Annotated in this window: 28 protein-coding genes and 1 pseudogene; 21 read left to right on the forward strand and 8 right to left on the reverse strand. The window is 63.3% G+C overall.

Features of this window, described 5'->3' with window-relative positions; translation table 11 throughout:
* Position 1 precedes the first annotated feature (1 nt).
* The 4 genes from rsxG to OEG79_RS14695 all read left to right on the forward strand — a co-directional run bounded on the left by rsxG (position 2) and on the right by OEG79_RS14695 (position 2,268).
* The gene (rsxG, locus tag OEG79_RS14680; protein WP_264145718.1) at positions 2-637 is read left to right on the forward strand and encodes an electron transport complex subunit RsxG; all 636 of its coding nucleotides are present in this window, start codon (positions 2-4) and stop codon (positions 635-637) included.
* A complete protein-coding gene (locus OEG79_RS14685) occupies positions 634-1,341 on the forward strand; it encodes an electron transport complex subunit E (RefSeq protein WP_264145719.1) in 708 nt (235 codons plus the stop codon). Before rsxG ends, OEG79_RS14685 begins: the two co-directional genes overlap by 4 nt.
* Positions 1,338-1,976 (forward strand): endonuclease III, encoded by a 639-nt coding sequence (nth, locus tag OEG79_RS14690; protein WP_264145720.1) that lies wholly within the window; start codon positions 1,338-1,340, stop codon positions 1,974-1,976. Before OEG79_RS14685 ends, nth begins: the two co-directional genes overlap by 4 nt.
* Positions 1,977-2,088: 112 nt before the next feature.
* Positions 2,089-2,268, forward strand: coding sequence for a PA3496 family putative envelope integrity protein (locus tag OEG79_RS14695; protein WP_264145721.1), 180 nt, complete (start codon positions 2,089-2,091; stop codon positions 2,266-2,268).
* 48 nt (positions 2,269-2,316) lie between these two features.
* On the opposite strand, the gene gloA is transcribed toward OEG79_RS14695, so the two are convergent.
* The 3 genes from gloA to OEG79_RS14710 all read right to left on the reverse strand — a co-directional run bounded on the left by gloA (position 2,317) and on the right by OEG79_RS14710 (position 5,031).
* Entirely contained in the window at positions 2,317-2,709 is a 393-nt protein-coding gene (gene gloA / locus OEG79_RS14700; RefSeq protein ID WP_264145722.1) for a lactoylglutathione lyase, read from the reverse strand.
* Between the two features lie 71 nt (positions 2,710-2,780).
* Positions 2,781-3,998, reverse strand: a complete 1,218-nt coding sequence (locus OEG79_RS14705) for an argininosuccinate synthase (RefSeq protein WP_264145723.1) — start codon at positions 3,996-3,998, stop codon at positions 2,781-2,783.
* Between the two features lie 106 nt (positions 3,999-4,104).
* The gene (locus OEG79_RS14710; RefSeq protein WP_413247511.1) at positions 4,105-5,031 is read right to left on the reverse strand and encodes a flagellar protein MotY; all 927 of its coding nucleotides are present in this window, start codon (positions 5,029-5,031) and stop codon (positions 4,105-4,107) included.
* A gap of 153 nt (positions 5,032-5,184) precedes the next feature.
* Here OEG79_RS14710 and pyrC point away from each other — a divergent pair, with 153 nt between their 5' ends.
* The 3 genes from pyrC (at position 5,185) to OEG79_RS14725 (ending at position 7,297) form a co-directional block, all read left to right on the forward strand.
* Positions 5,185-6,231 carry a dihydroorotase gene (gene pyrC, locus OEG79_RS14715; protein WP_264145724.1) on the forward strand — a complete coding sequence of 349 codons (1,047 nt, stop codon included), beginning with the start codon at positions 5,185-5,187 and terminating at the stop codon, positions 6,229-6,231.
* The gene (rnt, locus tag OEG79_RS14720) at positions 6,228-6,902 is read left to right on the forward strand and encodes a ribonuclease T (RefSeq protein WP_264145725.1); all 675 of its coding nucleotides are present in this window, start codon (positions 6,228-6,230) and stop codon (positions 6,900-6,902) included. Before pyrC ends, rnt begins: the two co-directional genes overlap by 4 nt.
* Before the next feature lie 176 nt (positions 6,903-7,078).
* Positions 7,079-7,297, forward strand: a complete 219-nt coding sequence (locus OEG79_RS14725) for a bacterioferritin-associated ferredoxin (protein WP_037055480.1) — start codon at positions 7,079-7,081, stop codon at positions 7,295-7,297.
* A 79-nt stretch (positions 7,298-7,376) separates the two neighbouring features.
* Here the strand turns inward: OEG79_RS14725 and OEG79_RS14730 are convergent, their stop codons facing one another.
* The gene (locus tag OEG79_RS14730; protein ID WP_264145726.1) at positions 7,377-7,745 is read right to left on the reverse strand and encodes a DUF5064 family protein; all 369 of its coding nucleotides are present in this window, start codon (positions 7,743-7,745) and stop codon (positions 7,377-7,379) included.
* Positions 7,746-7,835: 90 nt separating this feature from the next.
* On the reverse strand, positions 7,836-8,153 hold the full coding sequence (locus tag OEG79_RS14735) for a DUF2288 domain-containing protein (protein ID WP_264145727.1): 318 nt from the start codon (positions 8,151-8,153) through the stop codon (positions 7,836-7,838).
* A gap of 295 nt (positions 8,154-8,448) precedes the next feature.
* On the opposite strand from OEG79_RS14735, the gene OEG79_RS14740 reads away from it, so the two are divergent.
* The 5 genes from OEG79_RS14740 to OEG79_RS14760 all read left to right on the forward strand — a co-directional run bounded on the left by OEG79_RS14740 (position 8,449) and on the right by OEG79_RS14760 (position 13,478).
* On the forward strand, positions 8,449-9,567 hold the full coding sequence (locus OEG79_RS14740) for a branched-chain amino acid ABC transporter substrate-binding protein (RefSeq protein ID WP_264145728.1): 1,119 nt from the start codon (positions 8,449-8,451) through the stop codon (positions 9,565-9,567).
* 253 nt (positions 9,568-9,820) lie between these two features.
* Positions 9,821-10,744: a high-affinity branched-chain amino acid ABC transporter permease LivH gene (gene livH, locus OEG79_RS14745; RefSeq protein WP_264145729.1), complete on the forward strand. Its 924-nt coding sequence runs from the start codon at positions 9,821-9,823 to the stop codon at positions 10,742-10,744.
* Positions 10,741-12,009: a high-affinity branched-chain amino acid ABC transporter permease LivM gene (locus OEG79_RS14750; protein ID WP_264145730.1), complete on the forward strand. Its 1,269-nt coding sequence runs from the start codon at positions 10,741-10,743 to the stop codon at positions 12,007-12,009. Before livH ends, OEG79_RS14750 begins: the two co-directional genes overlap by 4 nt.
* Positions 12,006-12,773, forward strand: coding sequence for a high-affinity branched-chain amino acid ABC transporter ATP-binding protein LivG (gene livG, locus OEG79_RS14755; protein ID WP_264145731.1), 768 nt, complete (start codon positions 12,006-12,008; stop codon positions 12,771-12,773). The genes OEG79_RS14750 and livG overlap by 4 nt, the downstream gene beginning before the upstream one ends.
* 3 nt (positions 12,774-12,776) lie before the next feature.
* Positions 12,777-13,478 carry an ABC transporter ATP-binding protein gene (locus OEG79_RS14760; protein WP_264145732.1) on the forward strand — a complete coding sequence of 234 codons (702 nt, stop codon included), beginning with the start codon at positions 12,777-12,779 and terminating at the stop codon, positions 13,476-13,478.
* A gap of 154 nt (positions 13,479-13,632) precedes the next feature.
* Here OEG79_RS14760 and ung read toward each other — a convergent pair whose 3' ends face one another.
* Positions 13,633-14,322, reverse strand: coding sequence for a uracil-DNA glycosylase (ung, locus tag OEG79_RS14765; protein ID WP_264145733.1), 690 nt, complete (start codon positions 14,320-14,322; stop codon positions 13,633-13,635).
* 148 nt (positions 14,323-14,470) lie between these two features.
* Between ung and OEG79_RS14770 the strand changes: the two genes are divergently transcribed.
* Complete coding sequence (locus tag OEG79_RS14770; protein ID WP_264145734.1) at positions 14,471-15,286, forward strand: HDOD domain-containing protein; 816 nt, start codon at positions 14,471-14,473, stop codon at positions 15,284-15,286.
* Between the two features lie 89 nt (positions 15,287-15,375).
* On the opposite strand, the gene OEG79_RS14775 is transcribed toward OEG79_RS14770, so the two are convergent.
* Positions 15,376-16,257 (reverse strand): AraC family transcriptional regulator, encoded by an 882-nt coding sequence (locus OEG79_RS14775; RefSeq protein ID WP_264145735.1) that lies wholly within the window; start codon positions 16,255-16,257, stop codon positions 15,376-15,378.
* Positions 16,258-16,382: 125 nt separating this feature from the next.
* On the opposite strand from OEG79_RS14775, the gene OEG79_RS14780 reads away from it, so the two are divergent.
* The 6 genes from OEG79_RS14780 (at position 16,383) to mmsB (ending at position 23,446) form a co-directional block, all read left to right on the forward strand.
* Positions 16,383-17,879 carry a CoA-acylating methylmalonate-semialdehyde dehydrogenase gene (locus OEG79_RS14780; protein ID WP_264145736.1) on the forward strand — a complete coding sequence of 499 codons (1,497 nt, stop codon included), beginning with the start codon at positions 16,383-16,385 and terminating at the stop codon, positions 17,877-17,879.
* Between the two features lie 91 nt (positions 17,880-17,970).
* Positions 17,971-19,218, forward strand: a complete 1,248-nt coding sequence (locus OEG79_RS14785; RefSeq protein ID WP_264145737.1) for a substrate-binding protein — start codon at positions 17,971-17,973, stop codon at positions 19,216-19,218.
* Between the two features lie 6 nt (positions 19,219-19,224).
* A complete protein-coding gene (locus OEG79_RS14790) occupies positions 19,225-20,388 on the forward strand; it encodes an isobutyryl-CoA dehydrogenase (RefSeq protein WP_264145738.1) in 1,164 nt (387 codons plus the stop codon).
* A 70-nt stretch (positions 20,389-20,458) separates the two neighbouring features.
* Complete coding sequence (locus tag OEG79_RS14795) at positions 20,459-21,277, forward strand: enoyl-CoA hydratase (RefSeq protein WP_264145739.1); 819 nt, start codon at positions 20,459-20,461, stop codon at positions 21,275-21,277.
* Positions 21,278-21,326: 49 nt separating this feature from the next.
* Entirely contained in the window at positions 21,327-22,430 is a 1,104-nt protein-coding gene (locus OEG79_RS14800) for an enoyl-CoA hydratase/isomerase family protein (RefSeq protein ID WP_264145740.1), read from the forward strand.
* A 134-nt stretch (positions 22,431-22,564) separates the two neighbouring features.
* The gene (gene mmsB / locus OEG79_RS14805; protein ID WP_264145741.1) at positions 22,565-23,446 is read left to right on the forward strand and encodes a 3-hydroxyisobutyrate dehydrogenase; all 882 of its coding nucleotides are present in this window, start codon (positions 22,565-22,567) and stop codon (positions 23,444-23,446) included.
* Positions 23,447-23,543: 97 nt separating this feature from the next.
* On the opposite strand, the gene OEG79_RS14810 is transcribed toward mmsB, so the two are convergent.
* A complete protein-coding gene (locus OEG79_RS14810; RefSeq protein ID WP_264145742.1) occupies positions 23,544-23,975 on the reverse strand; it encodes a hypothetical protein in 432 nt (143 codons plus the stop codon).
* A gap of 286 nt (positions 23,976-24,261) precedes the next feature.
* Here OEG79_RS14810 and OEG79_RS14815 point away from each other — a divergent pair, with 286 nt between their 5' ends.
* Together OEG79_RS14815 and OEG79_RS14820 are read left to right on the forward strand one after the other, a co-directional pair.
* Positions 24,262-25,323, forward strand: a complete 1,062-nt coding sequence (locus OEG79_RS14815; protein WP_264145743.1) for a putative urea ABC transporter substrate-binding protein — start codon at positions 24,262-24,264, stop codon at positions 25,321-25,323.
* Positions 25,324-25,335: 12 nt separating this feature from the next.
* Positions 25,336-25,755: pseudogene (locus OEG79_RS14820) on the forward strand (acetyl-CoA carboxylase biotin carboxyl carrier protein subunit); the annotation flags it as partial.
* Positions 25,756-25,874 lie beyond the last annotated feature (119 nt).

Here is a 25,874-nt window from a genome sequence, read left to right on the forward strand (position 1 = left end):
CATGCTGCCGGAAATCAGCCGCTCGATGCTGAAGAACGCCCTGGTGCTCGGCCTGTTCGCCATCGGCACCGTCGGCACAGTCGCCCTGCTGCAACAGGGCACAGCCGAGCGCATCGCCCATGCCGAGCGCGAAGCGCAGGTGCGCGCCCTGGCGGAGATCCTGCCGGACGGCAGCTACGACAACCACCTGCTGGATAACCGCATCGAGCTCAACGCCCCCGAGCTGGGTCACCGCAGCCCGCAGTCGGCCTACCTGGGATTCAGGGACGGTCAGCCCAGCGCACTGATCCTGCCGGTGACCGCGCCGGACGGCTACAGCGGCGCCATCCACCTGCTGGTGGGTATCTTCGCCGATGGCCACCTGGCTGGCGTGCGTGTGCTCGGCCACAAGGAAACACCCGGCCTGGGCGACAAGATCGAACTGGCCAAGAGCGACTGGATACGCAGCTTCGAGGGCAAATCCCTGAACGATCCCGGCGAAGACGGCTGGGCGGTGAAGAAGGATCGCGGCGACTTCGACCAGTTCGCCGGTGCCACCATCACCCCACGCGCCGTGGTCAGGGCCGTGCACGGCGCCCTGCGCTACTTCGACACGCATCGCGCCCAGCTGCTGGGCCAGGCGGAGGGAGAACAATGACCAGCTACCGCGAAATCAGCCTCAACGGCCTGTGGAAGAACAATCCGGCGCTGGTGCAACTGCTCGGTCTCTGCCCGCTGCTCGGGGTGAGCAACTCCACGGTCAACGCCCTGGGCCTGGCACTGGCCAGTGCGGTAGTGCTGGTGTGTTCGAACACCGCCGTGTCGCTGGTGCGTGGCGTGGTCAACACTGCCGTGCGCCTGCCGGCCTTCGTCATGATCATCGCGGCGCTGACCACCTGCATCGAGCTGCTGATGCAGGCCTACACCTACGAGCTGTATCAGATCCTCGGCATCTTCATCCCGCTGATCACCACCAACTGCGTGATTCTCGGCCGCGCCGACGGCTTCGCCGCCAAGCATGACCCGGCCCGCGCCGCCTATGACGGGCTGATGATGGGCCTGGGCTTCGGCCTGGTGCTGGTGCTGATCGGCGCCATCCGCGAGCTGCTCGGCACCGGCGCGCTGTTCGCCAACATGCACCTGCTGTTCGGCCCCATTGCCGCAGACTGGAAACTTACCCTGGCGCACGACTACCGCGGCTTCCTGCTGGCCATCCTGCCACCGGGCGCCTTTATCGTTCTGGGCCTGCTGATCGCCGGCAAGAACCGCATCGATCAGATTGCCGCCGAGCGGGCCAAGGCGGCCGCGCCCGAAGTACCAGCGCAAAGCCGTCGCGTTCGGGTTACCGGAGTCATTGAATGAACGCCGCGAAACGCCTGGAAATCTTCCGCCGTCTGCACGAAGACAACCCAGAGCCGAAGACCGAACTGGCCTACAGCACACCTTTCGAGCTGCTGGTGGCGGTGACGTTATCGGCCCAGGCCACCGACGTCAGCGTCAACAAGGCCACGGCCAAGCTGTTTCCGGTGGCCAATACGCCGGAGGCCATCTATGCCCTGGGCGTCGAGGGCCTTTCCGAGTACATCAAGACCATCGGCCTGTACAACAGCAAGGCGAAGAACGTCATCGAGGCCTGCCGCATCCTGATCGAGAAACATGGCAGCCAGGTCCCGGACAACCGCGAGGACCTCGAAGCCCTGCCCGGCGTCGGCCGCAAGACCGCCAACGTGGTGCTCAACACGGCGTTTCGCCAGTTGGCCATGGCCGTCGACACCCACATCTTCCGCGTCAGCAACCGCACCGGCATCGCGCCGGGCAAGAATGTGCTGGAAGTGGAAAAGAAGCTGCTCAAGTTCGTGCCCAAGGACTACCTGCTCGATGCCCACCACTGGCTGATCCTGCACGGGCGCTACGTCTGCACCGCGCGCAAACCACGCTGCGGCGCCTGCCGCATCGAGGATCTGTGCGAGTACAAGGCGAAAACCTCCGACGATTGATCGACCATAGAATCTGGCGATCTTCTGATTGAAAAAATCTTTTTTACCCGCTCAATTTTTGCCGCTATAAGGTGCGCAAATGGCCCCCGGTAGCTGGCCTGGAGTGGAATAGATGAGCACTGACAAAGAAGATCTCGAACTGGACGAAGACTTTGTCGCGGACGATGCAGACGATGCCGAGCCTGTGGTGGAAGTCGCCAAGACCAACCTGACCAAGCGCCGTATCATCGACAATTTTCTCGAAGAGCGTCGCCTGCACAAGCAGCTGGCCGAATACGACTTCGATATCTGAATACGTCGCAAGAAAAAGCCCCGCAATCGCGGGGCTTTTCATTTCTACTCAGTCGCTGCGCGACGGCGAGAGCAGTTCGATCTTGTAGCCGTCCGGATCCTCGACGAAGGCCAGAATGCTCGTGCCGTGCTTCATCGGGCCGGGCTCGCGGGTGATCTTGCCACCGCGCCCACGAATGTCCTCGCAGGCCTTGTAGACGTCCTCGACCTCCAGAGCGATATGGCCGTAGCCGGTGCCCAGCTCGTAGTGATCGACGCCCCAGTTGTGGGTCAGCTCGATCACGCTGTTGTGCGCTTCGTCGCCGTAGCCGACGAACGCCAGGGTGAACTGGCCGTCCGGATAATCCTTGCGCCGCAGCAGGGTCATGCCCAGCACTTCGGTGTAAAAGGCGATGGACTTTTCCAGATCGCCGACGCGCAACATCGTATGCAGCAGTCTCATCAGGTTGTGCTCCCGTAATAATGCAGAACCCCGGCACATGGGCCGGGGTTCCGGTGACGCAACAGCTCAGCTTAGACCAGCTTGCGGCCCTTGCCGGCGGCAATGCGCATGCGCAGGGCATTGAGCTTGATGAAGCCCGCCGCGTCCTGCTGGTTGTAGGCGCCGCCATCTTCCTCGAAGGTCGCGATGTTGGCGTCGAACAGCGAATCGTCGGACTTACGGCCAGTGACGATGACGTTGCCCTTGTACAGCTTCAGGCGTACCACGCCGTTCACGCTGGCCTGGGAGGCGTCGATCATCTGTTGCAGCATCAGACGCTCAGGGCTCCACCAGAAGCCGTTGTAGATCAGGCTGGCGTATTTCGGCATCAGCTCGTCTTTCAGGTGAGCCACTTCACGGTCGAGGGTGATCGACTCGATGGCACGGTGGGCCTTGAGCATGATGGTGCCGCCGGGGGTCTCGTAGCAGCCGCGGGACTTCATGCCGACGAAGCGGTTCTCGACGATGTCCAGACGACCGATGCCGTTCTCGCCACCGATGCGGTTCAGCTCGGCCAGCACCTGCGCCGGGGTCATGGCCTTGCCGTCGATGGCGACGATGTCACCGGCCTTGTAGGTCAGCTCGATGTAGGTCGGGGTATCCGGCGCCGCTTCCGGCGACTTGGTCCAACGCCACATGTCTTCTTCGTGCTCGGTCCAGGTGTCTTCCAGCACGCCGCCTTCATAGGAAATGTGCAGCAGGTTGGCGTCCATGGAGTACGGCGACTTCTTCTTGCCGTGGCGCTCGATCGGGATGGCGTGCTTCTCGGCGTAGTCCATCAGCTTCTCGCGCGAGAGCAGATCCCACTCGCGCCAGGGGGCGATCACCTTCACGCCCGGTTTCAGCGCATAGGCGCCCAGCTCGAAGCGAACCTGGTCGTTGCCCTTGCCGGTGGCACCATGGGAGATGGCGTCGGCGCCGGTCTCGTTGGCGATCTCGATCAGGCGCTTGGCGATCAGCGGACGGGCGATGGAAGTACCCAGCAGGTACTCGCCTTCGTAGACGGTGTTGGCGCGGAACATCGGGTAGACGAAGTCGCGGACGAACTCTTCGCGCAGGTCATCGATATAGATTTCCTTGACGCCCAGGGCCTGAGCCTTGGCGCGGGCCGGCTCGACCTCCTCGCCCTGACCGAGGTCAGCGGTGAAGGTCACCACCTCACAGTTATAGGTATCTTGCAGCCACTTGAGGATCACCGAGGTGTCCAGGCCACCGGAATAGGCCAGAACTACCTTTTTGACGTCCGCCATGCCATCCACTCCACGGGTTGTACGGAAAGCCGGTAATTCTACTGGCCAAGCGGTCCAATTTACAGGGGTGCGACAGACGGAGCTGACCAGGCGACGCCAAAGTCGCTCAGCTGGGCTCGCTACCTGACGCCTCGACCGGCGTGGTGGCGGGATCGGGAACGCTCTGCTGCGGCACACGATCCAGACGCAAGGTTGCGCGGCGGTTCTTGGCACGATTGGCTTCGCTGTTGTTCGGCACCAGCGGGTAACGCTCGCCATGAAAGCGCATGGTGATCTGCTCGGCCGGAATACCCCCGGCTATCAGATACTCCTGCACGGCCAAGGCACGGCGACGGGAAAGATCACGATTGGTCAGGCGATTGCCGCTGTTGTCGGCGTGACCGTCGATCTGAAAGCTGTTGATGCTCGGGTCAGCCTTGACGAAGTCGAGGATGATATCGAGCTTGGCCTTGGCCATTGGGTCGAGATCGATGCCGCCACCGGGAAAGCCGATCTGCGCCTGGCGAATTTGATCGAAATTGACCGGCAGCAGCTTGGCGGTGCACGCCTGGTAATCGTCATAGGCCTTGTGAAACTTCACCGGCAGCAACCGCACTTCCAGATTGTCGCCGCCATTGAGCGTGCGATGGCGCACCACCGGGCTGCGCCCTTCCAGCAGACCGGTGAGCAGGCGTGCACCCTGCTCCTGCGAGCTGTTGAACGGCACCTCGCCATTGCCGACGCTGACCACACCCAGATTGATGTCGCCGCGCCCTGGCTGCCAGGGCGCCGCTGCCGCCAGCAGGGTCGCCGAACCCGCGCCCATCCAGCGCTCACGGGCCTTGAGGCGGAAGGTGACCTGCTCACCCGCGCGGCGCACGAACTCGCCGCTGCCAAAGTTGCTGATCGGCTGGCTCAGGCGGCATTCGAACTGATCGCCCTCCACCGTCCACTCCACCTTCTCCAGCCGGGTCTGGAAGCTGATGGCGTGCGCTGGCAGGCACAGAGGCATGCCAGCCAGCAGGCTGATCAGGAGGTAATTAGGCGCACGCACGACAGGCTCCACGGCGGTTCAGGGCATTTTTACAGGGTATCGGTCAGGCGCGCGGAAACTTGACCCCCTGCGTTCGATTGTCGCGTCGGCGCGAGCGCGAGCAGACGCTTTTCAGTTAACATGCGGCCACGTTTTACCCGCCTGGAACCCTTCATGTCCGACCGCCTGACTCTTCTGCGTCCCGATGACTGGCACATTCACCTGCGCGATGGCGCGGTGCTGCCACACACCGTCGGCGATGCCGCGCGCACTTTCGGCCGCGCCATCATCATGCCCAACCTGGTACCGCCGGTACGCAATGCCGCCGAGGCCGACGCCTATCGCCAGCGCATTCTCGCTGCGCGCCCGGCTGGTAGCCGCTTCGAGCCGCTGATGGTGCTTTACCTCACCGACAACACCAGCCCCGAAGACATACGCGCGGCCAAAGCCAGCGGTTACGTGCATGCCGCCAAGCTCTACCCGGCCGGTGCCACCACCAACTCCGACTCGGGCGTGACCAGCATCGACAAAATCTTCCCGGCGCTGGAAGCCATGGCCGAAGTCGGCATGCTGCTGCTGGTGCATGGCGAAGTGACCCGCAGCGAAATCGACGTATTCGACCGCGAGAAGACCTTTATCGACGAACACCTTACTCGCGTGGTCGAGCGTTTCCCGACGTTGAAGGTGGTGTTCGAGCACATCACCACGCGTGATGCGGTGCAGTTCGTCGAAGCGGCCTCGGCCAACGTCGGCGCCACCATCACCGCTCACCACCTGCTGTACAACCGCAATCACATGCTGGTCGGTGGTATTCGCCCGCACTTCTATTGCCTGCCGATTCTCAAGCGCAACGTGCACCAGGAGGCCCTGCTCGACGCCGCCACCAGCGGCAACGCCAGGTTCTTCCTCGGCACCGATTCGGCACCGCATGCCAAGCACGCCAAGGAAGCCGCCTGCGGCTGCGCCGGCTGCTACACCGCCTATGCCGCCATCGAGCTGTATGCCGAAGCCTTCGAACAGCGTGGTGCACTGGACAAGCTGGAAGCCTTCGCCAGCTTCCACGGCCCGGACTTCTATGGCCTGCCGCGCAACACCGACTCCATCACCCTGGTGCGTGAAGAATGGACCGTGCCGGCTACCCTGCCGCTGGGCGAGAACAGCGTGGTACCGCTGCGCGCCGGCGAAACCCTGCACTGGAAACTGCTGGAGGGCCAGGCGTGAGCGAAGACAACTACGAAGACGAACTCGAACCCAGCCTGCCGTCCGGGCCGCGCACGCCCATGGCAGCGCGCTTTCGCGGCTATCTGCCGGTGGTTGTGGACGTGGAAACCGGCGGTTTCAACTGCGCCACCGACGCCCTGCTGGAGATTGCGGCGACCACCATCGCCATGGACGAGAGCGGCTTCCTCTATCCGGATCACACCCACTTCTTCCGCGTCGAACCCTTCGAGGGCGCCAATATCGAAGCGGCTGCACTGGAGTTCACCGGCATCAAGCTCGACCACCCACTGCGCATGGCGGTGAGCGAGGAGCATGCCCTGGGGGAAATCTTCAAGGGCCTGCGCAAGTCGATCAAATCGGCCGGTTGCAAGCGCGCGATCCTGGTCGGGCACAACAGCAGCTTCGACCTGGGTTTCCTCAACGCCGCTGTGGCTCGCTGTGGCATCAAGCGCAACCCCTTCCATCCCTTCTCCAGCTTCGATACGGCCACGCTGGCAGGCCTCGCCTACGGCCAGACCGTGCTGGCCAAGGCGTGCCAGGCTGCCGGCATCGAGTTCGATGGCAAGGAAGCGCACTCGGCGCGCTATGACACCGAGAAGACCGCCGAGCTGTTCTGCGGGATCGTCAATCGTTGGAAGGAAATGGGCGGCTGGGACGAGTTCGATCAGTGAGTTCCGTCAGCTACACCTGCGCATAAAAAACCGGCTGACGCCGGTTTTTTTATGCCTGCTCAGGTCCCGGACCGTTCGTCAGTAGCTGCGAACATTCGCAATCGATCTTTGACAAGCATTCTCATTAACATTAGTATCCGTCCCATCGAACAGAACCACCAAGACGAGCCTTGCTTATGTACGTCTGCCTCTGTGAAGGTGTCACCGATACTCAAATCCGCGATGCGGTCTATGAGGGCTGCTGCAGCTACCGCGAAGTCCGCGGCAGCCTGGGCATCGCCAGCCAGTGTGGCAAATGCGCCTGTCTGGCCAAGCAGGTGGTTCGCGAAACCATTGCCGAAGTGCAGAGCAGCCAGGCCTCGCTGGCCTATCCTGCCGGCTTCGTCGCCGCCTGAATCGCGACGCGAACCCACAAAAAACCGGATCTCTGAATCCGGTTTTTTTATGCCCTCATGTCTGACATCGAGCCGCTGCCTATAGACCGTCACGCTCCAGGTGATCGAGATCTACCGAGTCTCCCGGCCTGGCGTGCAGCTTGGCACGAATATCCTCGAAGATCGCGTCGTACTCGGCATGCGCCGACATGATCAGGCTATGGTTGGCGGGCAGACCATGCCTGGCCGTCAGCCGTGAAATCACGCTGGCGAAGTTGAATGCGGTATCGCGATGCATCTCGAAGACTTCTTCGAACGCCTTGCCTTCGATCTCGCCTACCAGGCGCCCGTGCAGCATGGGGCCCTCCTGCGGGTCCTCACGCACTTCATAGTAGAAATCGATGCTGTAACCGGGTTGGCCGCTCTGGCCGGGAGGATTGCTGCGATGCAGATGGCCGGGTTCGAACATGGGTTCACTCCTTTGTCTTGATGCTGCGCGCACCCTGACGGGCGGATCCGCAGAGTCTAGCCCGCGACCCGCAGCCCTGCATGCATCATTTCAGTGCAAAGCCGAACTACCTGCCCTCTCCTGTACCAGCACCCAGGGCGCCACCACCACTGCCCACAGTTGCGGATCACGCGCGAGCAGATCTTCGGCACGTGAATCTTCGAACTTGCACAGCAGGCCCTGGTTCATCCACTGCGCGACACGCGTCTGATCGTTCTCGGCCACGGCCTGTGCGACCGCCACCAGATCCTGATTGCCCTCGACCCAGAGCAGCGCGCCACGAGCGAAGAATGGCTGCAGTTCCTGCCAGCGAATCGGCGCTGTCTCGCCGAGCAGCTTGGCATAGAGGGTGCTAGATTGATCCGTCATGGTGTGTCCCGTGTCGATGACTTTGAATGATGGCGCGCAATGATAGCGCCGGCGGCATCCCAGGCAACCGCACGACGTTCAGCAGCCAGCCCAGGACACGCCGTATTTCTATACATTCCTTGCAATTTAGCGACACCCCCGTGTTTCGCCTCCAACTGCCGGCTTTTCAAGGCGCAAATGCGCGCTCTACACTGTTCCGGTACAGTTGCCGGAGGCACTACCGGGGTTACAGACCCGGTTCTGCAGCTTCGGCCGCAAGAACTACAACAACGAAAAACATAAGAGTGGAGCACTCATGAACAAGGCTAAGCAGATTTCCAAGCTGTTCGCGGCAATGGCACTGGCGGGGGCGGCCAGTTATTCGATGGCAGCCGACAACATCAAGATCGCCCTGGCTGGCCCGGTAACCGGCGCAGTTGCCCAGTACGGCGAAATGCAGTTCATCGGCGCCAAGATGGCCATCGAGCAGATCAACAAGGCTGGCGGCGTGAATGGCGCCCAGCTCGAAGGCGTGGTCTACGACGACGCGTGCGATCCGAAACAAGCCGTTGCCGTTGCCAACAAGATCGTCAACGACGGCGTCAAGTTCGTGGTTGGCCACCTGTGCTCCAGCTCCACTCAGCCGGCTTCGGACATCTACGAAGACGAAGGCATCCTGATGATCACCGCGGCTTCCACCAGCCCGGACATCACCGCTCGCGGTTACGAACTGGTGTTCCGCACCATCGGCCTAGACAGCCTGCAAGGCCCGACCGCAGGCAACTTCATCGCTGACCACATCAAGCCGAAGACCGTTGCCGTCATCCACGACAAGCAGCAGTACGGTGAAGGCATCGCCACTGCAGTCAAGCAGACCCTGGAAGACAAAGGCGTGAAAGTCGCCATGTTCGAAGGCATCAACGCCGGCGACAAGGACTTCTCCGCACTGATCGCCAAGCTCAATCAGGCGGGCGTCGATTTCGTCTACTACGGCGGCTACCACCCGGAACTGGGCCTGCTGCTGCGCCAGACCAAAGAACGCGGCCTGAACGTCAAGTTCATGGGTCCGGAAGGCGTCGGCAACTCCGAAATTTCCGCCATTGCCGGCCCGGCTTCCGAAGGTCTGCTGGTAACCCTGCCGAAGTCCTTCGACCAGGATCCGAAGAACCAGGCACTGGTAGAAGCCTTCAAGGCCAAGAACGAAGACTCCAGCGGTCCGTTCGTGTTCCCGGCCTACGCTGCCGTTCAGGTTATCGCCGAAGGCATCGAGAAAGCCGGCGACACCGATACCGCCAAGGTAGCAGCTGCGCTGCGCTCCAACAGCTTCGACACTCCCACCGGCACCCTGGCCTTCGACGAGAAGGGCGACCTGAAGGACTTCAGCTTCGTGGTGTACGAGTGGCACCAGGACGGCACCAAGTCCGAAGCCAAGTAAGACCCGCCGAAGGCACTTATTCATGAGCTAGCGAGCTAGCGCCATGCAGCAGGAACAGGCGAGGAAGCGCAGTGTACTTTCGTACATGAGCATTCCGAGCCTGTTCTTGGCAGCAGGGCCGACGCGCAGCAGATCATGAACGAGTGTTCTGAACCCAGAGCCCACTGCAGAAGTGGGCTTTGCTTATTAGAAGAATTCCGGCCTCGCGCTGCGCCACAAGCGCCGCTTTACGCAAGCGCCCAGGAGTTAGGCAATGCCTGATCTTTATCACTACCTGCAACAGTTGCTCAATGGCCTGACCATTGGCAGCACCTATGCCCTGATCGCCATCGGCTACACCATGGTCTACGGCATCATCGGCATGATCAACTTCGCCCACGGCGAGGTTTACATGATTGGCTCGTACGTAGCCTTCACCGTGATCGCCGGCCTTGCCATGTTCGGCCTGGAAGCCGTGCCTTTCGTGATGATCGCGGCCTTCGCCGCCACCATGATCGTCACCAGCGCCTACGGTTACAGCATCGAACGGGTGGCCTACCGCCCCCTGCGTGGCGGCAACCGACTCATCCCGCTGATCTCCGCGATCGGTATGTCGATCTTCCTGCAGAACGCGGTACTGCTTTCGCAGGACTCCAAGGACAAGGCCATCCCCAGCCTGCTGCCCGGCAACTTTATCTTCGGAGAAAGCGCAGCCAACGGCGTGGTGGTGTCCTACATGCAGGTGCTGATCTTCATCGTCACCTTCGTCACCATGGTCGGCCTGACCCTGTTCATCTCCCGTTCTCGCCTGGGCCGCGCCTGCCGCGCCTGCGCCGAAGACCTGAAGATGGCCAACCTGCTCGGCATCAACACCAACAACATCATCGCCCTGACCTTCGTCATCGGCGCGGCGCTGGCCGCCATCGCCTCGGTACTGCTGGGCATGAACTACGGCGTGATCAACCCGCACCTGGGCTTCCTCGCCGGCATCAAGGCCTTCACCGCAGCGGTACTCGGCGGTATCGGCAGCATTCCCGGCGCGGTGCTCGGCGGCCTGCTGCTGGGCGTAGCCGAAGCCTTCGGCGCCGATATCTTCGGCGATCAATACAAGGACGTGGTGGCGTTCAGCCTGCTGGTGCTGGTGCTGCTGTTCCGTCCCACCGGCATCCTTGGCCGCCCGGAGGTGGAAAAGGTATGAGCCGCAACATCAAATCCGCGATTTTCAGCGCCCTGCTGGTGCTGATCATCTCTTATCCCGTATTGGGCCTGAAACTCAGCACCTCCGGCATCAGCCTGCGGGTCGACGGCGCCACTGCCTTCGAACTCTGGTGCATCGGCGGCGCCGCTGTGCTGATCTTCCTCTGGCAGCTGCTGCGCGACCAGATCACCCCGGCCTGGGCCAAGCTGCCCAAGCTGCCCAAGCTGCCAGGCGGCTCCGGCCAGCTCGGCAACTTCCTCACCCTGCCCTCCACCCAGCGCTGGATCATTCTGGCGATGGTCATGGTGGCGCTGGTGTGGCCGTTCTTCGCCAGCCGCGGCGCGGTGGATATCGCCACGCTGATCCTGATCTACGTGATGCTCGGCCTTGGCCTGAACATCGTGGTTGGCCTCGCCGGTCTGCTCGATCTGGGCTATGTCGGCTTCTACGCCGTCGGTGCCTACAGCTACGCCATCCTCTCGCACTACTTCGGCCTGGGCTTCTGGATCTGCCTGCCGATCGCCGGGATGATGGCCGCGCTGTTCGGCTTCCTGCTGGGCTTCCCGGTGCTGCGCCTGCGTGGCGACTACCTGGCCATCGTCACCCTCGGCTTCGGCGAGATCATCCGCATCCTGCTGCGCAACCTGACCGATCTGACCGGGGGCCCCAACGGCCTGAGCATCGCCAACGAGAACAAGCCGACTCTGTTCGGGTTGTCCTTCGAGCGCCGCGTGCCGGCAGACATGCCGACCTTCCACGGTTACTTCGAGCTGGCCTACAACTCGCAGTACAAGGTGATCTTCCTCTACCTGATCGCCCTGCTGCTGGTGCTGCTGACCCTGTTTTTGGTCAACCGCCTGCTGCGCATGCCGATCGGCCGTGCCTGGGAAGCCTTGCGTGAAGACGAGATCGCCTGCCGCGCGCTGGGTCTGAACCCCACCGTGATCAAGCTCTCGGCCTTCACCCTCGGCGCCAGCCTGGCCGGTTTCGCCGGCAGCTTCTTCGCCGCCCGCCAGGGTCTGGTGACACCGGAGTCGTTCACCTTCATCGAGTCGGCCATGATCCTCGCCATCGTGGTACTGGGTGGCATGGGCTCGCAGCTCGGCGTGATTCTCGCCGCCATCGTCATGGTGATGCTGCAGGAGATGCGAGAACTCAGCGAGTACCGCATGCTGATCTTCGGCCTGGTCATGATCTTCATGATGGTCTGGCGCCCGCAAGGGTTGCTGCCGATGCAACGTCCCCACCTGGAGCTGAAGCGATGAGCCGCACGATTCTCGAAGTAAGCGGCCTGTCCATGCGTTTCGGCGGCCTGCTGGCCGTCAACGGGGTGGGCCTGAACGTCAAGGAAAAGCAGGTGGTCTCGATGATCGGCCCGAACGGCGCCGGCAAGACCACCGTATTCAACTGCCTGACCGGTTTCTACCAGCCAAGCTCGGGCAGCATCCGTCTCAATGGCGAGGCCATCGAAGGCCTGCCGGGGCACAAGATCGCCCGCAAGGGTGTGGTACGGACCTTCCAGAACGTGCGTCTGTTCAAGGACATGACCGCGGTGGAAAACCTGCTGATCGCCCAGCACCGCCATCTGAACACCAGCTACCTGGCCGGCCTGTTCAAGACGCCGGCCTTCCGTCGCAGCGAACGCGAGGCGATGGAATACGCCGCCTACTGGCTGGAGCAGGTCGATCTGGTGGACTTCGCCAATCGCAACGCCGGCACCCTGGCCTACGGTCAGCAACGCCGCCTGGAAATCGCCCGCTGCATGATGACGCGCCCGAGCATCCTGATGCTCGACGAGCCGGCCGCCGGCCTCAACCCGCGCGAAACCGAAGACCTCAAGGCGCTGATCAGCGTGCTGCGTGACGAGCACAATGTCACCGTGCTGCTGATCGAGCACGACATGAAGCTGGTGATGAGCATTTCCGACCACATCTACGTGATCAACCAGGGCACTCCCCTGGCCGACGGCACGCCGGACGACATCCGCAACAACCCGGACGTGATCAAAGCCTATCTGGGGGAGGCGTAAACCATGCTGAGCTTCAACAACGTCTCAACCTTCTACGGCAAGATCCAGGCGCTGCACGATGTCAGCATCGAAGTGGAGAAAGGCGAGATCGTCACCCTGATCGGCGCCAACGGTGCCGGCAAGTCGACCCTGCTGATGACCCTGTGCGGCAACCCGCGCGCATCCAGCGGCAGCATCCGCTACCTGGGTGAAGAGCTGGTGGGTATGGATACCCCGGAGATCATGCGCAAGAGCATCGCCATCGTGCCGGAAGGCCGTCGCGTGTTCGCCCGCCTGACCGTCGAGGAAAACCTGGCCATGGGCGGCTTCTTCGGTGACAAGGCGGACAACCAGGAGCAGCTGGACAAGGTCCTGCACCTGTTCCCGCGTCTGAAGGAACGCTTCGCCCAGCGTGCCGGCACCATGAGCGGCGGCGAGCAGCAGATGCTCGCCATCGGCCGTGCACTGATGAGCAAGCCCAGCCTGCTGCTGCTCGACGAACCGTCGCTGGGTCTGGCGCCGATCATCATCCAGCAGATCTTCGACATCATCGAACAACTGCGTAAGGATGGTGTGACCGTGTTCCTGGTCGAGCAGAACGCCAACCAGGCGCTGAAGCTGGCCGACCGTGGCTATGTGCTGGAGAACGGCCATATAGTCATGCAGGGCAGCGGCGAAGAGCTGCTCAGTGACCCCAAGGTACGCGACGCCTACCTCGGCGGCTAAGCGCAGACCGCGAGATCGGAACCGCCCTTCGGGGCGGTTTCTTTTTGCCCGCGACTCGGGCGCCCGAATCGCCTGAACCCCAAACGGTTGCTCCGACGATGGCTCTGCTCGCGAGACGGTGCGATCGGGCGGTGGTGGAGCGCTGACGCGCCCCTCAGAGCGGCGGCAGTTGCCAGTCGATGGGCGTCATGCCGTTCTGGCTGAGGAACTGGTTGCAGCGACTGAAGTGGCCATTGCCGATGAAACCGCGATGCGCTGACAAGGGTGACGGATGCGGCGAGCGCAGCACCAGATGCTTGGTCGGGTCGATCAGGCGCTGCTTGCTCTGCGCGTGACTGCCCCAGAGCAGGAACACCAGCCTGGGCTGATGCTCGCTGACCACTTCGATCACCCGGTCGGTGAAGAACTGCCAGCCCTTGCCCGCGTGTGAGCCTGCGTTGGCACGCTCGACGGTCAGCGAAGTATTGAGCAGCAGCACGCCCTGATCGGCCCAGCTCTGCAGGTAGCCGTGCGCGGGGATGTCGATGTTCAGGTCGCGCTTGAGTTCCTTGTAGATATTCACCAGCGACGGCGGCGTCTGCACGCCCGGTTGCACCGAGAAACACAAGCCATGTGCCTGCCCCGGACCGTGATAGGGGTCCTGGCCGATGATCACCACCTTGACCTGATCCAGCGGCGTGGAGTTGAGCGCATTGAAGATCAGCGGGCCCGGCGGATAGATCTCCTTGCCAGCCGCCTTCTCGGCCCGCAGGAACTCGCGCAGCTCCTTCATGTAGGGCTTGTCGAACTCCTCGCGCAGCGCTTGCTTCCAGCTGGCTTCGAGCTTGATGCGATCATCGGTCATGCGGCTTTCCTGCAGGGTCGAAACATGTGCGGGCACGCTAGTGAAGGGAGCCAGGCAAGTCAAGGCAACTCCATGCTTCGGCTTTGGCTCAAGGCTCTGCTAGCATTGCCGCAACACCACCCCGGTTCCAACGAAAGTCCCTGTCATCATGTCGCCGTCCCCCGAAGCAATCCGCTTCGCCCTGCTCACCCGTTTTCTCAAAGGTCAGGCCAAGGTACCGCAAATGCCGGAGGCGGCCATGCGTATCCGCCAGTTGCTGGAGGACCCTCGTACCTCGCTGGAACAGCTGGCCAGGGTGATCAACAGCGATCCGCCGCTGGCGGCCTATCTCATGCAGTTTGCCGAAAGCCCGCTGATCCGCGGCGCCCGGCCGTGCGTTTCGATGCGCGATCTGCTCGCCCGTATCGGCACCCGCCAGCTCGGCACCCTGGTACTGGGGTTTACCGCGCGAAATCTCTTCGCCAGCAAGGAGAAGGCCCTGCAACAGGCCTTTCGTCAGCGTTGGCGCAAGGCCCGCGAACGTGCCGCTTTCTGTGCCGCCCTGGCGCAGCGCTGCGACCAACCGCTCGACGAGGCCATGCTCGCCGGGCTGCTGCAGGATATCGGCAGCCTGCCGCTACTGGCGGAGCTGGAGCACTGGCCGGACGTACCGCGGGATGCCGAACATCTGGATCAGCTCTGCGACTACCTGTCCGGGGATATCGGTGCCCTGGTGCTGACGCGCTGGCAGGTGCCGACCACGCTGATCGAGTGCGCGCGCCACCGTAACAAATGGCGGCACGAGCCTGAGGGCGTCGCCGATCTGGTCGACCTGGTGTTGCTGGCCAGCGCCTTGCAGATTCAGCTGGCCGATCTGCCGGAACCTCTGCCCGCCCAGCGACGACTGGGGCTTGAACAACCATTGGGCCAACTGCGCGAAGAATTGCTGAACGAACAGCAATTGTGGCTGCGCCTGCTGGCCTGAACGCCTCCACGACCGCCCTGCCGCACAGTCCTGCGCCCAGGGGAAAGGCTTTTTTCTGACCGTTCGGGCAGTGCGCCGCACGGCATGCCCTACCCCTGGTGCAACGCCCGGTAATGGCTGGGCGCCATGCCCACCACCTTGCGAAACAGTCGCGAGAAGTAATAGGGGTCTTCATAACCCAGTTGCTCGGCGACCTGGCGTACCTCGAGATCACCACGATCGAGCAGGCGACAGGCCAGGGCCATCTTCAACTGAATGAAGTCCTGAATCGGCGCATGGCCGGTCAGTGCGCGGTAGGTCTTGGCGAAGTGAAAGCGTGAAATCCTGAACTGCCCGGCCAGTTCGTCGAGATTGAGGCTGCCGTGCAGATGTTCGCGCATCACCGCCTGCACCGCCTCGATATCCAGCACCCGCCCGGACTTCAGATTGATCCGTGCCGGCAGCACCGCCAGTGAGCTGAGCATGGCCTGCAAACGGTGCGCGGCGTGAATGAAGGGCAACGCGTTGAGCCCCTGTCGCTGCAGCCCCAGCAGCGCCTCGAAGTCGCCAATAAGGCGTGGTTGCAGGCCGATACATCGCAGCGTCTGCGTGCCCGGCAGGCGCAGGAAGTCCTCGCTGAGAGCACCGTCGAAGTGCACCCAATAGATCGTCCAGGGGCTTTGCCCATCGGCTCCGTAGCTGTGCGGCAATGCCTTGGGCAACATCAGCAGATCTCCGGCGGCGACCTCGAATCGTCCATCCACTGTTTCCAGCCAGCCCTTACCGGAACGGCAGTAGATCAGCAGATGATCCTCCGGCTGCAAACGCCGCATCTGGTGGCCAGCGGCATCAGGATAAAAGCCTACGGCCAGCGGAAAGCAGCCCGAGCTCAGCGCATTGCGCGCCAGCAAGCGACGTAGACGCGGCGGAGTGGTGAAGCGTTGCCCGCCAAGCGGCAGCGGCCAGTTGGAGGTTTCGACTCGTGCGCCCATGCCTGTCACACCCGATCATGATGAACTGAATGACAAGATCGTCCATCCCAAGACCAAGATCGTCAATCCACAAGCCCACATGGAGTGGCTATAAAGACGCCATACAAAAACAACAGGAGGCGCCCATGCCCCGCACGCTCCCGCAACTGATCAACGGCCAGTGGCAGCAAAGCCAGGCCACCGACCTGATCGAAGTCACCGATCCGGCTACCCAGGACGTGATCGCCCTCGCCCCCAAGGCTACTGCCGATGAGATCGAGGCCGCGGTAGCCGGCGCGCAGCAGGCCTTCCTGACCTGGCGCGAGGTGCCGGTATCGGAGCGCGCCCGACTGATGCTGCGCTATCAACACATGCTCAAGGAACACCACGACGAGCTGGCCGAGATTCTCGCAGCGGAAACCGGCAAGACCTTCGCCGATGCCAAGGGTGACGTCTGGCGTGGCATCGAGGTGGCCGAGCATGCGGCCAACATCGCCAGCCTGATGATGGGCGAGACGGTCGAGAACGTCGCCCGCGAGATCGACACTGCCAGCTGGATCCAGCCGCTGGGCGTTTGCGTCGGCATTACCCCGTTCAACTTCCCGGCGATGATTCCGCTGTGGATGTTTCCGCTGGCGATCGCCTGTGGCAATACCTTCATCCTCAAACCGTCCGAACAGGACCCGATGACGCCCAATCGTCTGGCCGAGCTGTTCCTCGAAGCCGGCGCGCCGGCCGGGGTGCTGCAGGTGCTGCATGGCGGACGCGAGCAGGTCGATGCGCTACTGGTGCATCCGCTGGTACGCGCGGTGTCCTTCGTCGGCTCGGTCACGGTGGGTCAGCATGTCTACCGCACCGGCACTCAGCATCTGAAGCGCGTACAGGCCTTCGCCGGGGCCAAGAACCATATGGTGATCATGCCGGACGCGCCCAGGGAGCAGGTCATCAGCAATCTGCTCGGTGCCAGTTGTGGCGCGGCAGGCCAACGCTGCATGGCCATCAGCGTGGCGGTGTTCGTCGGCGAGTCGAAACAGTGGATCGACGAACTGGCCGAGCAGATGGCCGCGCTGCGCCCCGGCCACTGGCAGGACAGCGGCGCCGCTTATGGGCCCTTGATCAGCCCGCAGGCGCGCCAGCGCGTGCTGCGCCTGATCGATGAGGGCAAGGCTGAAGGCGCAGAGTGCCTGCTCGACGGCTCGCAGTGCTCGGTCGAGGATTACCCGAATGGCAACTGGGTCGGCCCGACCCTGTTCCGCGGCGTGACAACGAAGATGAGCCTGTACCGTGAGGAGATCTTCGGCCCGGTGCTGGTGTGCATGGAGGTGGACAGCCTCGAAGAGGCCATCGAACTGGTCAATGCCAGCCCCTACGGCAACGGCACCAGCCTGTTCACCCGTTCCGGCGGCGCTGCGCGGCACTTCCAGCATGCGGTTGAAGTCGGCCAGGTGGGCATCAACGTGCCGATTCCGGTACCGCTGCCGTTCTTCTCCTTCACCGGCTGGAAGGGCTCGTTCTATGGCGATCTGCACGCCTACGGCAAGCAGGCCGTACGCTTTTATACCGAGACCAAGACCGTGACCAGCCGCTGGTTCGACGACGCTCCGCTGGGCGATGGGCCGAACATGACGATTCAATTGAAATGAAGACGAAGTTCTCATTAGACGAAAAGACGATCACAGGAACTGGACAAGCGGCGTAAAAGACTCTCTGCAGAACAACAATAAGGAGAAACTCATGCGTCAAATGTCTGTCATCCTGGCCCTGTGGGCCGGGTTAACCGCCTGTGCGCAGGCAGCCGAGCCCATCACCCTCGGACTCAACTACCCGCGCACCGGACCATACAAGGAGGAGGGACTGGCGCAGATGCGCGGAGCCTTGCTGGCCATCGACGAGATCAACGCCCAGGGTGGGGTCCTGGGACGGCCTCTGCGCCTGTCCAGCAAGGACACCGCTTCGCGTCCGGGCAAGGCCGAGAAGAACGTCGACAAGCTGGCTTCCGAAGGGGCGGCAATGCTGTTCGGGGGATCGTCAAGCGCAGTCGCGATTGCCGCCGGCAAGCGCGCCAAGGCCCACGGCCTGCTGTACTTCGGCACTCTTACCTACTCCAACGACACCACCGGCAAAGATGGCCACCGCTACATGTTCCGCGAGTGCAACAACGCCTGGATGAGCGCCAAGGTGCTCGGTCAGTACCTGAGCAAGTCGCTGCCGAACAAGCGCTACTTCTATGTCACTGCCGACTACACCTGGGGCCACACCACCGAAGCTTCGCTGCGCCAGGCCACAGGCAGCGAAAATGCCGGCCAGCATGCCGGCGTACGCATCCCCTTCCCCGGGGCACGTCTGGCCGACTACACCGACGCCCTGACCCAGGCGGCATCCAGCAGTGCCGACATTCTTGCGCTGGTGCTGTTCGGTGAGGATCTGGTACGCGCCATGCGCATCGCCCACGACCTGGGCCTGACCTCGCGCATGCAGATCGTCGCACCGAACCTGACCCAGAGCATGGTCGAGCAGGCCGGCCCCGGACTGATGCAGGGCGTGATCGGCACCGAACCCTGGACCTGGCGCGTACCGGCACTGGAAAAATCCGCACGCGGCCAGGCCTTCGTCGAAGCCTTCAAGACCCGCTACGAAATGTACCCCTCCAGCTCCGCCGCGTCGGCCTACAGCATCGTCCAGCAGTGGGCCGATGCAGCCAAACGTGCCAACAGCCTCGACAGCGAAGCCCTGATCAAGGCACTCGAAGGGCATCGCTACACGCTGCTCAAGGACGAACAGCAATGGCGTGCCTTCGACCACCAGAACCTGCAGACCGTTTATGCAGTAAAGGTAAAAACCCGCGAGGAGGTGCTCAAGGACCCGCTCAAGCAGGACTACTTCGAAATTGTCGACCGTCTCGACGCCAGCGCCGCGCTGCCCAGCCTCAACGAGTGGCAGGCCGAGCGACGGGCCGGCGGCCAACCCCTGACCTTGCAATGAGATGCCATGGACTTCGAACTCAGTGATGAACAACGCCTGCTCACCGACAGCGCCCGCGCCTTCGCCGCGCGGGAACTGGCGCCCCATGCCGCGGACTGGGACCGTGAACACCACTTCCCGCTGGAGGTGATTCGCCGCGCCGCAGAACAGGGCTATCTGGCCCTGTATCTGCGCGAGGAAGATGGCGGCCTGGGGCTCTCGCGTCTGTCCGCCTCACTGATATTCGAACAACTGGCGGCCGGCTGCGTGGCCACCACCGCCTATCTGACCATCCACAACATGGCCACCTGGATGCTCGCCAGCTTCGCCGACCAGGCGCTCAAGGACGCCTGGCTGCCGGGGCTGATCAGCGGCCGGTCACTGGCGTCCTACTGCCTGACCGAGCCGGATGCCGGCTCCGACGCCGCCAACCTGCGCACCCGCGCGCGACGCGACGGTGACGACTACGTCATCGACGGCAGCAAGTGCTTCATCTCCGGTGCCGGCAGTACCGACGTGCTGATCGTCATGGCCCGCACCGGCGAAGACGGCGCCAAGGGCATATCCTGCCTGCTGGTGCCCGCCGATGCGCCGGGTGTGCGCTACGGACGCAACGAGGACAAGATGGGCTGGAAGGCGCAGCCGACCCGCACCATCACCTTCGAGGGTGTGCGCATTCCTGCCAGCAACCGTATCGGCCCCGAGGGCGAAGGCTTCGTCTACGCCATGAAGGGCCTGGACGGTGGCCGTCTGAATATTGCCAGTTGTTCGCTCGGCGCCGCCCAGGCGGCGCTGGAGCAAAGCCTGCGCTATGTGGAAGAACGCAAACAGTTCGGCAAGGCCCTCAGCGAATTTCAGGCCCTGCAATTCAAACTGGCCGACATGCTCACCAGCCTGACCGCCAGCCGGCAGATGGTGCGCCTGGCGGCGCACAAGCTCGACCATGGCCACGGCGAAGCAAGCCTCTACTGCGCCATGGCCAAACGCTTTGCCACCGACCATTGCTTCGCTGTCTGCAACGAGGCGTTGCAGCTCCATGGCGGATACGGCTATCTGAATGACTACCCACTGGAACGCTGGGTACGCGATGCACGCGTACACCAGATACTGGAAGGCACCAACGAGATCATGCGGGTGATCATCGCCCGCCGCCTGCTCCTGCAGGGCGGCATGCTCGATCGCCTGTTGTAACGACTGTATTCCCCTCCCTCCTCCACCTCTGCCATGAGTGGAAGCAGGGAGATACTCGACGAGGTCTGTCATGAGCACTGCAATCGAAACCTACAAGTCCGGCATCTTCGACCTGACCCACAAGCTCACCGTGGAAAAGCACGGGCACACCGCGCTGATTACCATCAACCACCCACCGGCCAACACCTGGGACCGCGACTCGCTGATCGGCCTCAAGCAGGTGGTCGAACATCTCAACCGCGACGACGAGGTCTACGCCTTGGTGGTGACCGGTCAGGGAGCGAAATTCTTCTCTGCCGGCGCCGACCTGAACATGTTCGCCGACGGCGACAAGGCCCGCGCCCGCGAGATGGCGCGGCGCTTCGGTGAAGCCTTCGAGACACTGCGCGACTTCCGTGGCGTATCCATCGCCGCGATCAACGGTTACGCCATGGGTGGCGGCCTGGAATGCGCCCTGGCCTGCGACATCCGCATTGCCGAACGCCAGGCGCTGATGGCCCTGCCGGAAGCAGCCGTGGGCCTGCTGCCCTGCGCTGGCGGCACCCAGGCGCTGCCCTGGCTGGTCGGCGAAGGCTGGGCCAAGCGCATGATCCTCTGCGGCGAGCGCGTCGACGCCGAAACCGCCCTGCGCATCGGCCTGGTCGAACAGGTGGTGGATACCGGCGAAGCACGCGGCACCGCCCTGCTGCTGGCCGCCAAGGTGGCGCGGCAGAGCCCGGTGGCGGTACGCACCATCAAGCCGCTGATCCAGGGCGCCCGCGAACGCGGCCCGAACACCTGGCTGCCGGAAGAACGCGAGCGTTTCGTCGACCTGTTCGATGCCGACGACACCCGTGAAGGCGTCAATGCCTTCCTGGAAAAACGCGACCCGCAGTGGCGTAACAAATAACCCAAGGGGCGTGGCGCCACCCGGGCCACGCCTGGCAGGAAACCGAACGATGAATGTCACCTTCGAAGAACGTCCGAGTCTGCACGGCTACCGCATCGGCATCGCCAGCCTGGACGCCGAGAAGAGCCTCAATGCCCTCTCCCTGCCGATGATCGAGGCGCTCGCTGCGCGTTTAAAGGCCTGGGCCGAAGACCCGGGCATCGTCTGCGTGATGCTGCGCGGTAACGGCCCGAAAGCCTTTTGCGCCGGCGGCGACGTGGTGCAGCTGGTGCAGCAATGCCGTGAACACCCCGGTGAAGTGCCGCCTCTGGCACGAAACTTCTTCGCTGACGAATACCGTCTCGATCACCGCATTCACACCTACCCCAAACCGTTCATCTGCTGGGCGCACGGCCATGCGCTGGGCGGCGGCATGGGCCTGATGCAGGGTGCCGGCATCCGCATCGTCACACCGAGCAGCCGCCTGGGCATGCCGGAAATCAATATCGGCCTGTATCCGGATGTCGGCGGCAGCTGGTTCCTCGCCCGTCTGCCCGGACGCCTGGGTCTGTTCCTCGGCCTCACCGCAGCCGGCATCAATGCCCGCGATGCGCTCGACCTGAATCTGGCCGATCGTTTTCTGCGCGACGACCAGCAGGAGGCCCTGCTCACCGGTCTTGTGCAGTTGAACTGGCGCGAGCAGGCCGACCTGCAGCTGCACAGTCTGCTGCGCGCGCTGGAGAACGAAGCCAAGTCCGATCTGCCCGCTGCACAGTGGCTGCCGCGTCGCGAGCGCATCGACGCGCTGCTCGATGTCGCAGACCTGCCGGCTGCCGTGCAGGCGCTCAGCGCCCTGCAACAGGACGACGACGCCCTGCTCGCCCGCGCCGCCAAGACCCTCGCCACCGGCTGCCCGCTGACCGCGCATCTGGTCTGGCAGCAGATCCGTCGCGCGCGCCACCTGTCGCTGGCCGAGGTTTTTCGCATGGAGTACGCCATGAGCCTGAACTGCTGTCGCCACCCGGAATTCCTCGAAGGCGTACGCGCCCGCCTGATCGACAAGGATCAGACGCCGCACTGGCACTGGCCGGATGTGGCGACGATTCCGGCCGCAGTGATCGAAGCGCACTTCGCCCCTGTGTGGGAGGGCGAACATCCGCTGGCGGATCTGTAGAACGCCCGCGACTCAGCCCGTAGCCCGGATGCAATCCGCGGAAACCCGGAACCAGTCCCCCGGATTGCATCCGGGCCACCAACAATCGGTGCGCCCAGGCGCCCCCGCGACACTCGACAGGAAGGAGAGCAGCAATGACCCAGATCGCCTTTATCGGCCTAGGCCACATGGGCCTGCCCATGGCCCGCAACCTGCTCAAGGCGGGCTACCCGCTGAAAGTCTTCGACCTGGTGCGTAGCGCCGTCGATACCCTGGCCGGAGAAGGCGCGGTGGCGGCGGCAAGCGCTGCAGATGCCATCGAACAGGCCCAGGTGGTAATCAGTATGCTGCCGGCCAGCCGTCATGTGGAAAACCTGTATCTGGGTGATGAAGGGCTGCTCGCGCGACTGCCGGCCGGCACGCTGGTGATCGAGTGTTCGACCATCGCCCCGGAGTCCGCACGCAAGGTACACGCCGCAGCCCGCGAGCGCGGCATCGCCCTGCTCGATGCACCGGTATCCGGTGGTACGGGCGGCGCGGCAGCCGGCACCCTGACCTTCATGGTCGGCGGCGATCAACAGGCACTGGAGAAAGCCCGGCCGCTGCTCGCTGCCATGGGCAAGAACATCTTCCACGCCGGCCCGGACGGCGCAGGCCAGGTGGCCAAGGTGTGCAACAACCAGGTACTCGCTGTACAGATGATCGCCACCGCCGAAGCCATGGCCATGGGCGTGGCCAACGGCCTGGATCCGGCCGTGCTAGCGGAGATCATGCGACAGAGCTCCGGGGGCAACTGGACGCTGGAGAAATACAACCCCTGGCCCGGCGTTATGGAGAACGCGCCGGCATCCAAGGGTTACAGCGGTGGATTCATGGCCGAGCTGATGGCCAAGGACCTCGGCCTGGCTCAGGAAACTGCCAGCCACAACGGCAACAGCGCACCGATGGGCGCCCTGGCCCTGCAGCTCTATCGTCTGTTGCTGAAACAGGGCAAGGGCAAGCAGGATTTCTCGGTGGTGCAGCAGCTGTTCATCTAAGCGAAGTGGCGGGCACTAAGCCCGCCACCTGGCTGCACCACCAGCACTTGCTCAACTGGGGTACGCACAGCTCAGCGGTGGGCAGGCCGCGTGCAAGTCATCGTGGATTTTTCCCGCTACGACGCTGGTCGTTGTGCTGGCGACCATTGGAAAAGCGTAGCTGGGTACTGCGGCCTGTATCCCAGCCACGTTGTTGAACCTTCCCGCCACGATGCTCCTGACGCTGCGGGTCACGGCGATAGTCATGCCGGGGTTGTTGATGACGCTTGTCGACGTTGCGATGGTGCTGCTGCCCGTAATGGTGGCTGGGCGGCGGCGGCGCCGGCACATGGCGCGGCGGCGCCGGGTGGTAATAACGCGGACGACGATCATCGTAATAGTAGCGGGGCGTCGGGTAGTAATCGCGCCGGTAAGCGTCGTGGTAACGATAGCCATGGCCATTGTGATAGCCACGGTCGTAACCACCGCCATAGACGGCACAACCGGAAAGAAGCAGGAACAGAGCAGAAAGAAGCATCTTGTGGGGCATGGCGGCCTCCTGTGACCGCTGGGACGACGCCGACCGATGTCGGCCTCCGGGATGTTGATCCCTGCGCCATCAGACAACGCCAACCGCCACAGGTGCCATTCACTTCGTCGGCTGTGACCGACGGCGCAAAACCACTACAGCACAGGGCCATTGCCGCCCCTCTGGCATGGCCTTCGCTAGCCCAGGCTCGCCGAAAGCCGCGGACTTTCACGGTGGGAGCAAAGCCCCGGGAACCCGTGCAGCCGGCTGCCAGCTTTCGCGCCTTCGTCCAAAACCCGAGGTATTCATGACCATTCGCTCCCTGCTTATCGCCCTGCTCTGCGTCTGCCTGCTCGGCACCCCGTCTGCCCTGGCCGCGCCGAAATCCTTCAAGCTTTGCTGGTCGATCTTCGCCGGCTGGATGCCCTGGGGCTACGCCGCCGAACAAGGCATCGTGAAGAAGTGGGCGGACAAGTACGGTATCGACATTCAGGTGCAGGAAGTGCCGGATTACGTCGCTTCCATCGAGCGCTACACCGCCGGCCAGTTCGACGCCTGCACCATGACCAACATGGACGCGTTGACCATTCCCGCTGCCGCCGGCAAAGACAGCACTGCGCTGATCATCGGCGACTTCTCCAACGGAGCCGACGGTGTGCTTCTGCGCGGCAGCGGCAGGAAGATCCAGGATCTGAAGGGCAAGACCGTGCTGCTGGTGGAAAACTCGGTGTCCCATTACCTGCTCAGCCGGGCGCTGGAACGGGAGCTGCTGAAAGAAGACGACGTGACCATCCAGCACATCTCCGATACCGAAATCGCCGAGGCCTTCCTCGCCGGCAAGGGCGATGCGGTGATTACCTGGAACCCGATTCTCTCGGAAATTCGCCGCACAGCCGATGTCAGCCAGGTGTTCAGCTCCAACCTGATTCCCGCCGAGATCCTCGACCTGACCGTAGTCGACAGCCAGACCCTGGCCAAGCATCCGGAGTTCGGCCGCGCGCTGACCGGTGCCTGGTTCGAGACCCAGCGCCTGCTGGGCCTGCCTACCGCTGCCGGGCGTGAGGCCAGGGCGAAGATGGCCGCCGCTGCCGAAACCACTCCGGAAGACTTCGAGGCGCAACTCAGTACCCTGCGCTCGTTCTACTCGCCGCGCTCGGCGCTCAACTTCACCCGCACCGGCAAGCTGCCGGACCTGATGCGACGCGTCGCCCGCTTCGCCGACACGCACGGCCTGCTGGGCAAAAGCGGCATGGGCCTGACCAATCTGGGTATCTCCTTCACCGGTGAACAAGCCGTCGGCAGCCCGCAGCGCATCCTCCTGCGTTTCAATCACGACTATATGAGGCTGGCCGCCGACGGCGCACTCTGACGCCCCAGCAGGCGCATCGAGGAGAGCGAACTGGCCCTGGCCGACTACCAGCAGTTCCTCGCTGACGAAGCCGAGGGCATCGCCGCCTTCCTCGATCAGCAGCGCACCGCGTTCGCCGCCGAGCGCCAGCGCTGGATCGACTCCGGTCAGGCGCATTTCGAAAGTGACGAAGGCGTGACCGAGGTCAGCGAGGACGCGCCGCTCCAGGCCGGCCGGCACAGCGTCGATAGCCATATCGCCGGCAACCTCTGGCAGGTGCAGGTCGAGGAAGGTGCCAGCGTCGAAGCCGGTGACGTACTGGTGATTCTGGAATCCATGAAAATGGAAATCCCGCTGACTGCGCCGGTCGCCGGTACCGTGCGCGAGGTTCGCGTACAGCCAGGTTCGCCCGTACGTGCCGGGCAGCGCGTGGTGGTGCTGGAGCAAGCATGAAAAAGTGCCTCCCATGAGGGCCCGCAGGTCCCCTGTGGGAGGCACTCTGTCCTCATACACCCAGGTCGGGACAACCGGCCATCCGGTCTGAGTTGCATCAAACCTCATTACAGCGCGAA

The organism is Pseudomonas sp. Z8(2022), from assembly GCF_025837155.1.
GTDB lineage: Bacteria > Pseudomonadota > Gammaproteobacteria > Pseudomonadales > Pseudomonadaceae > Aquipseudomonas.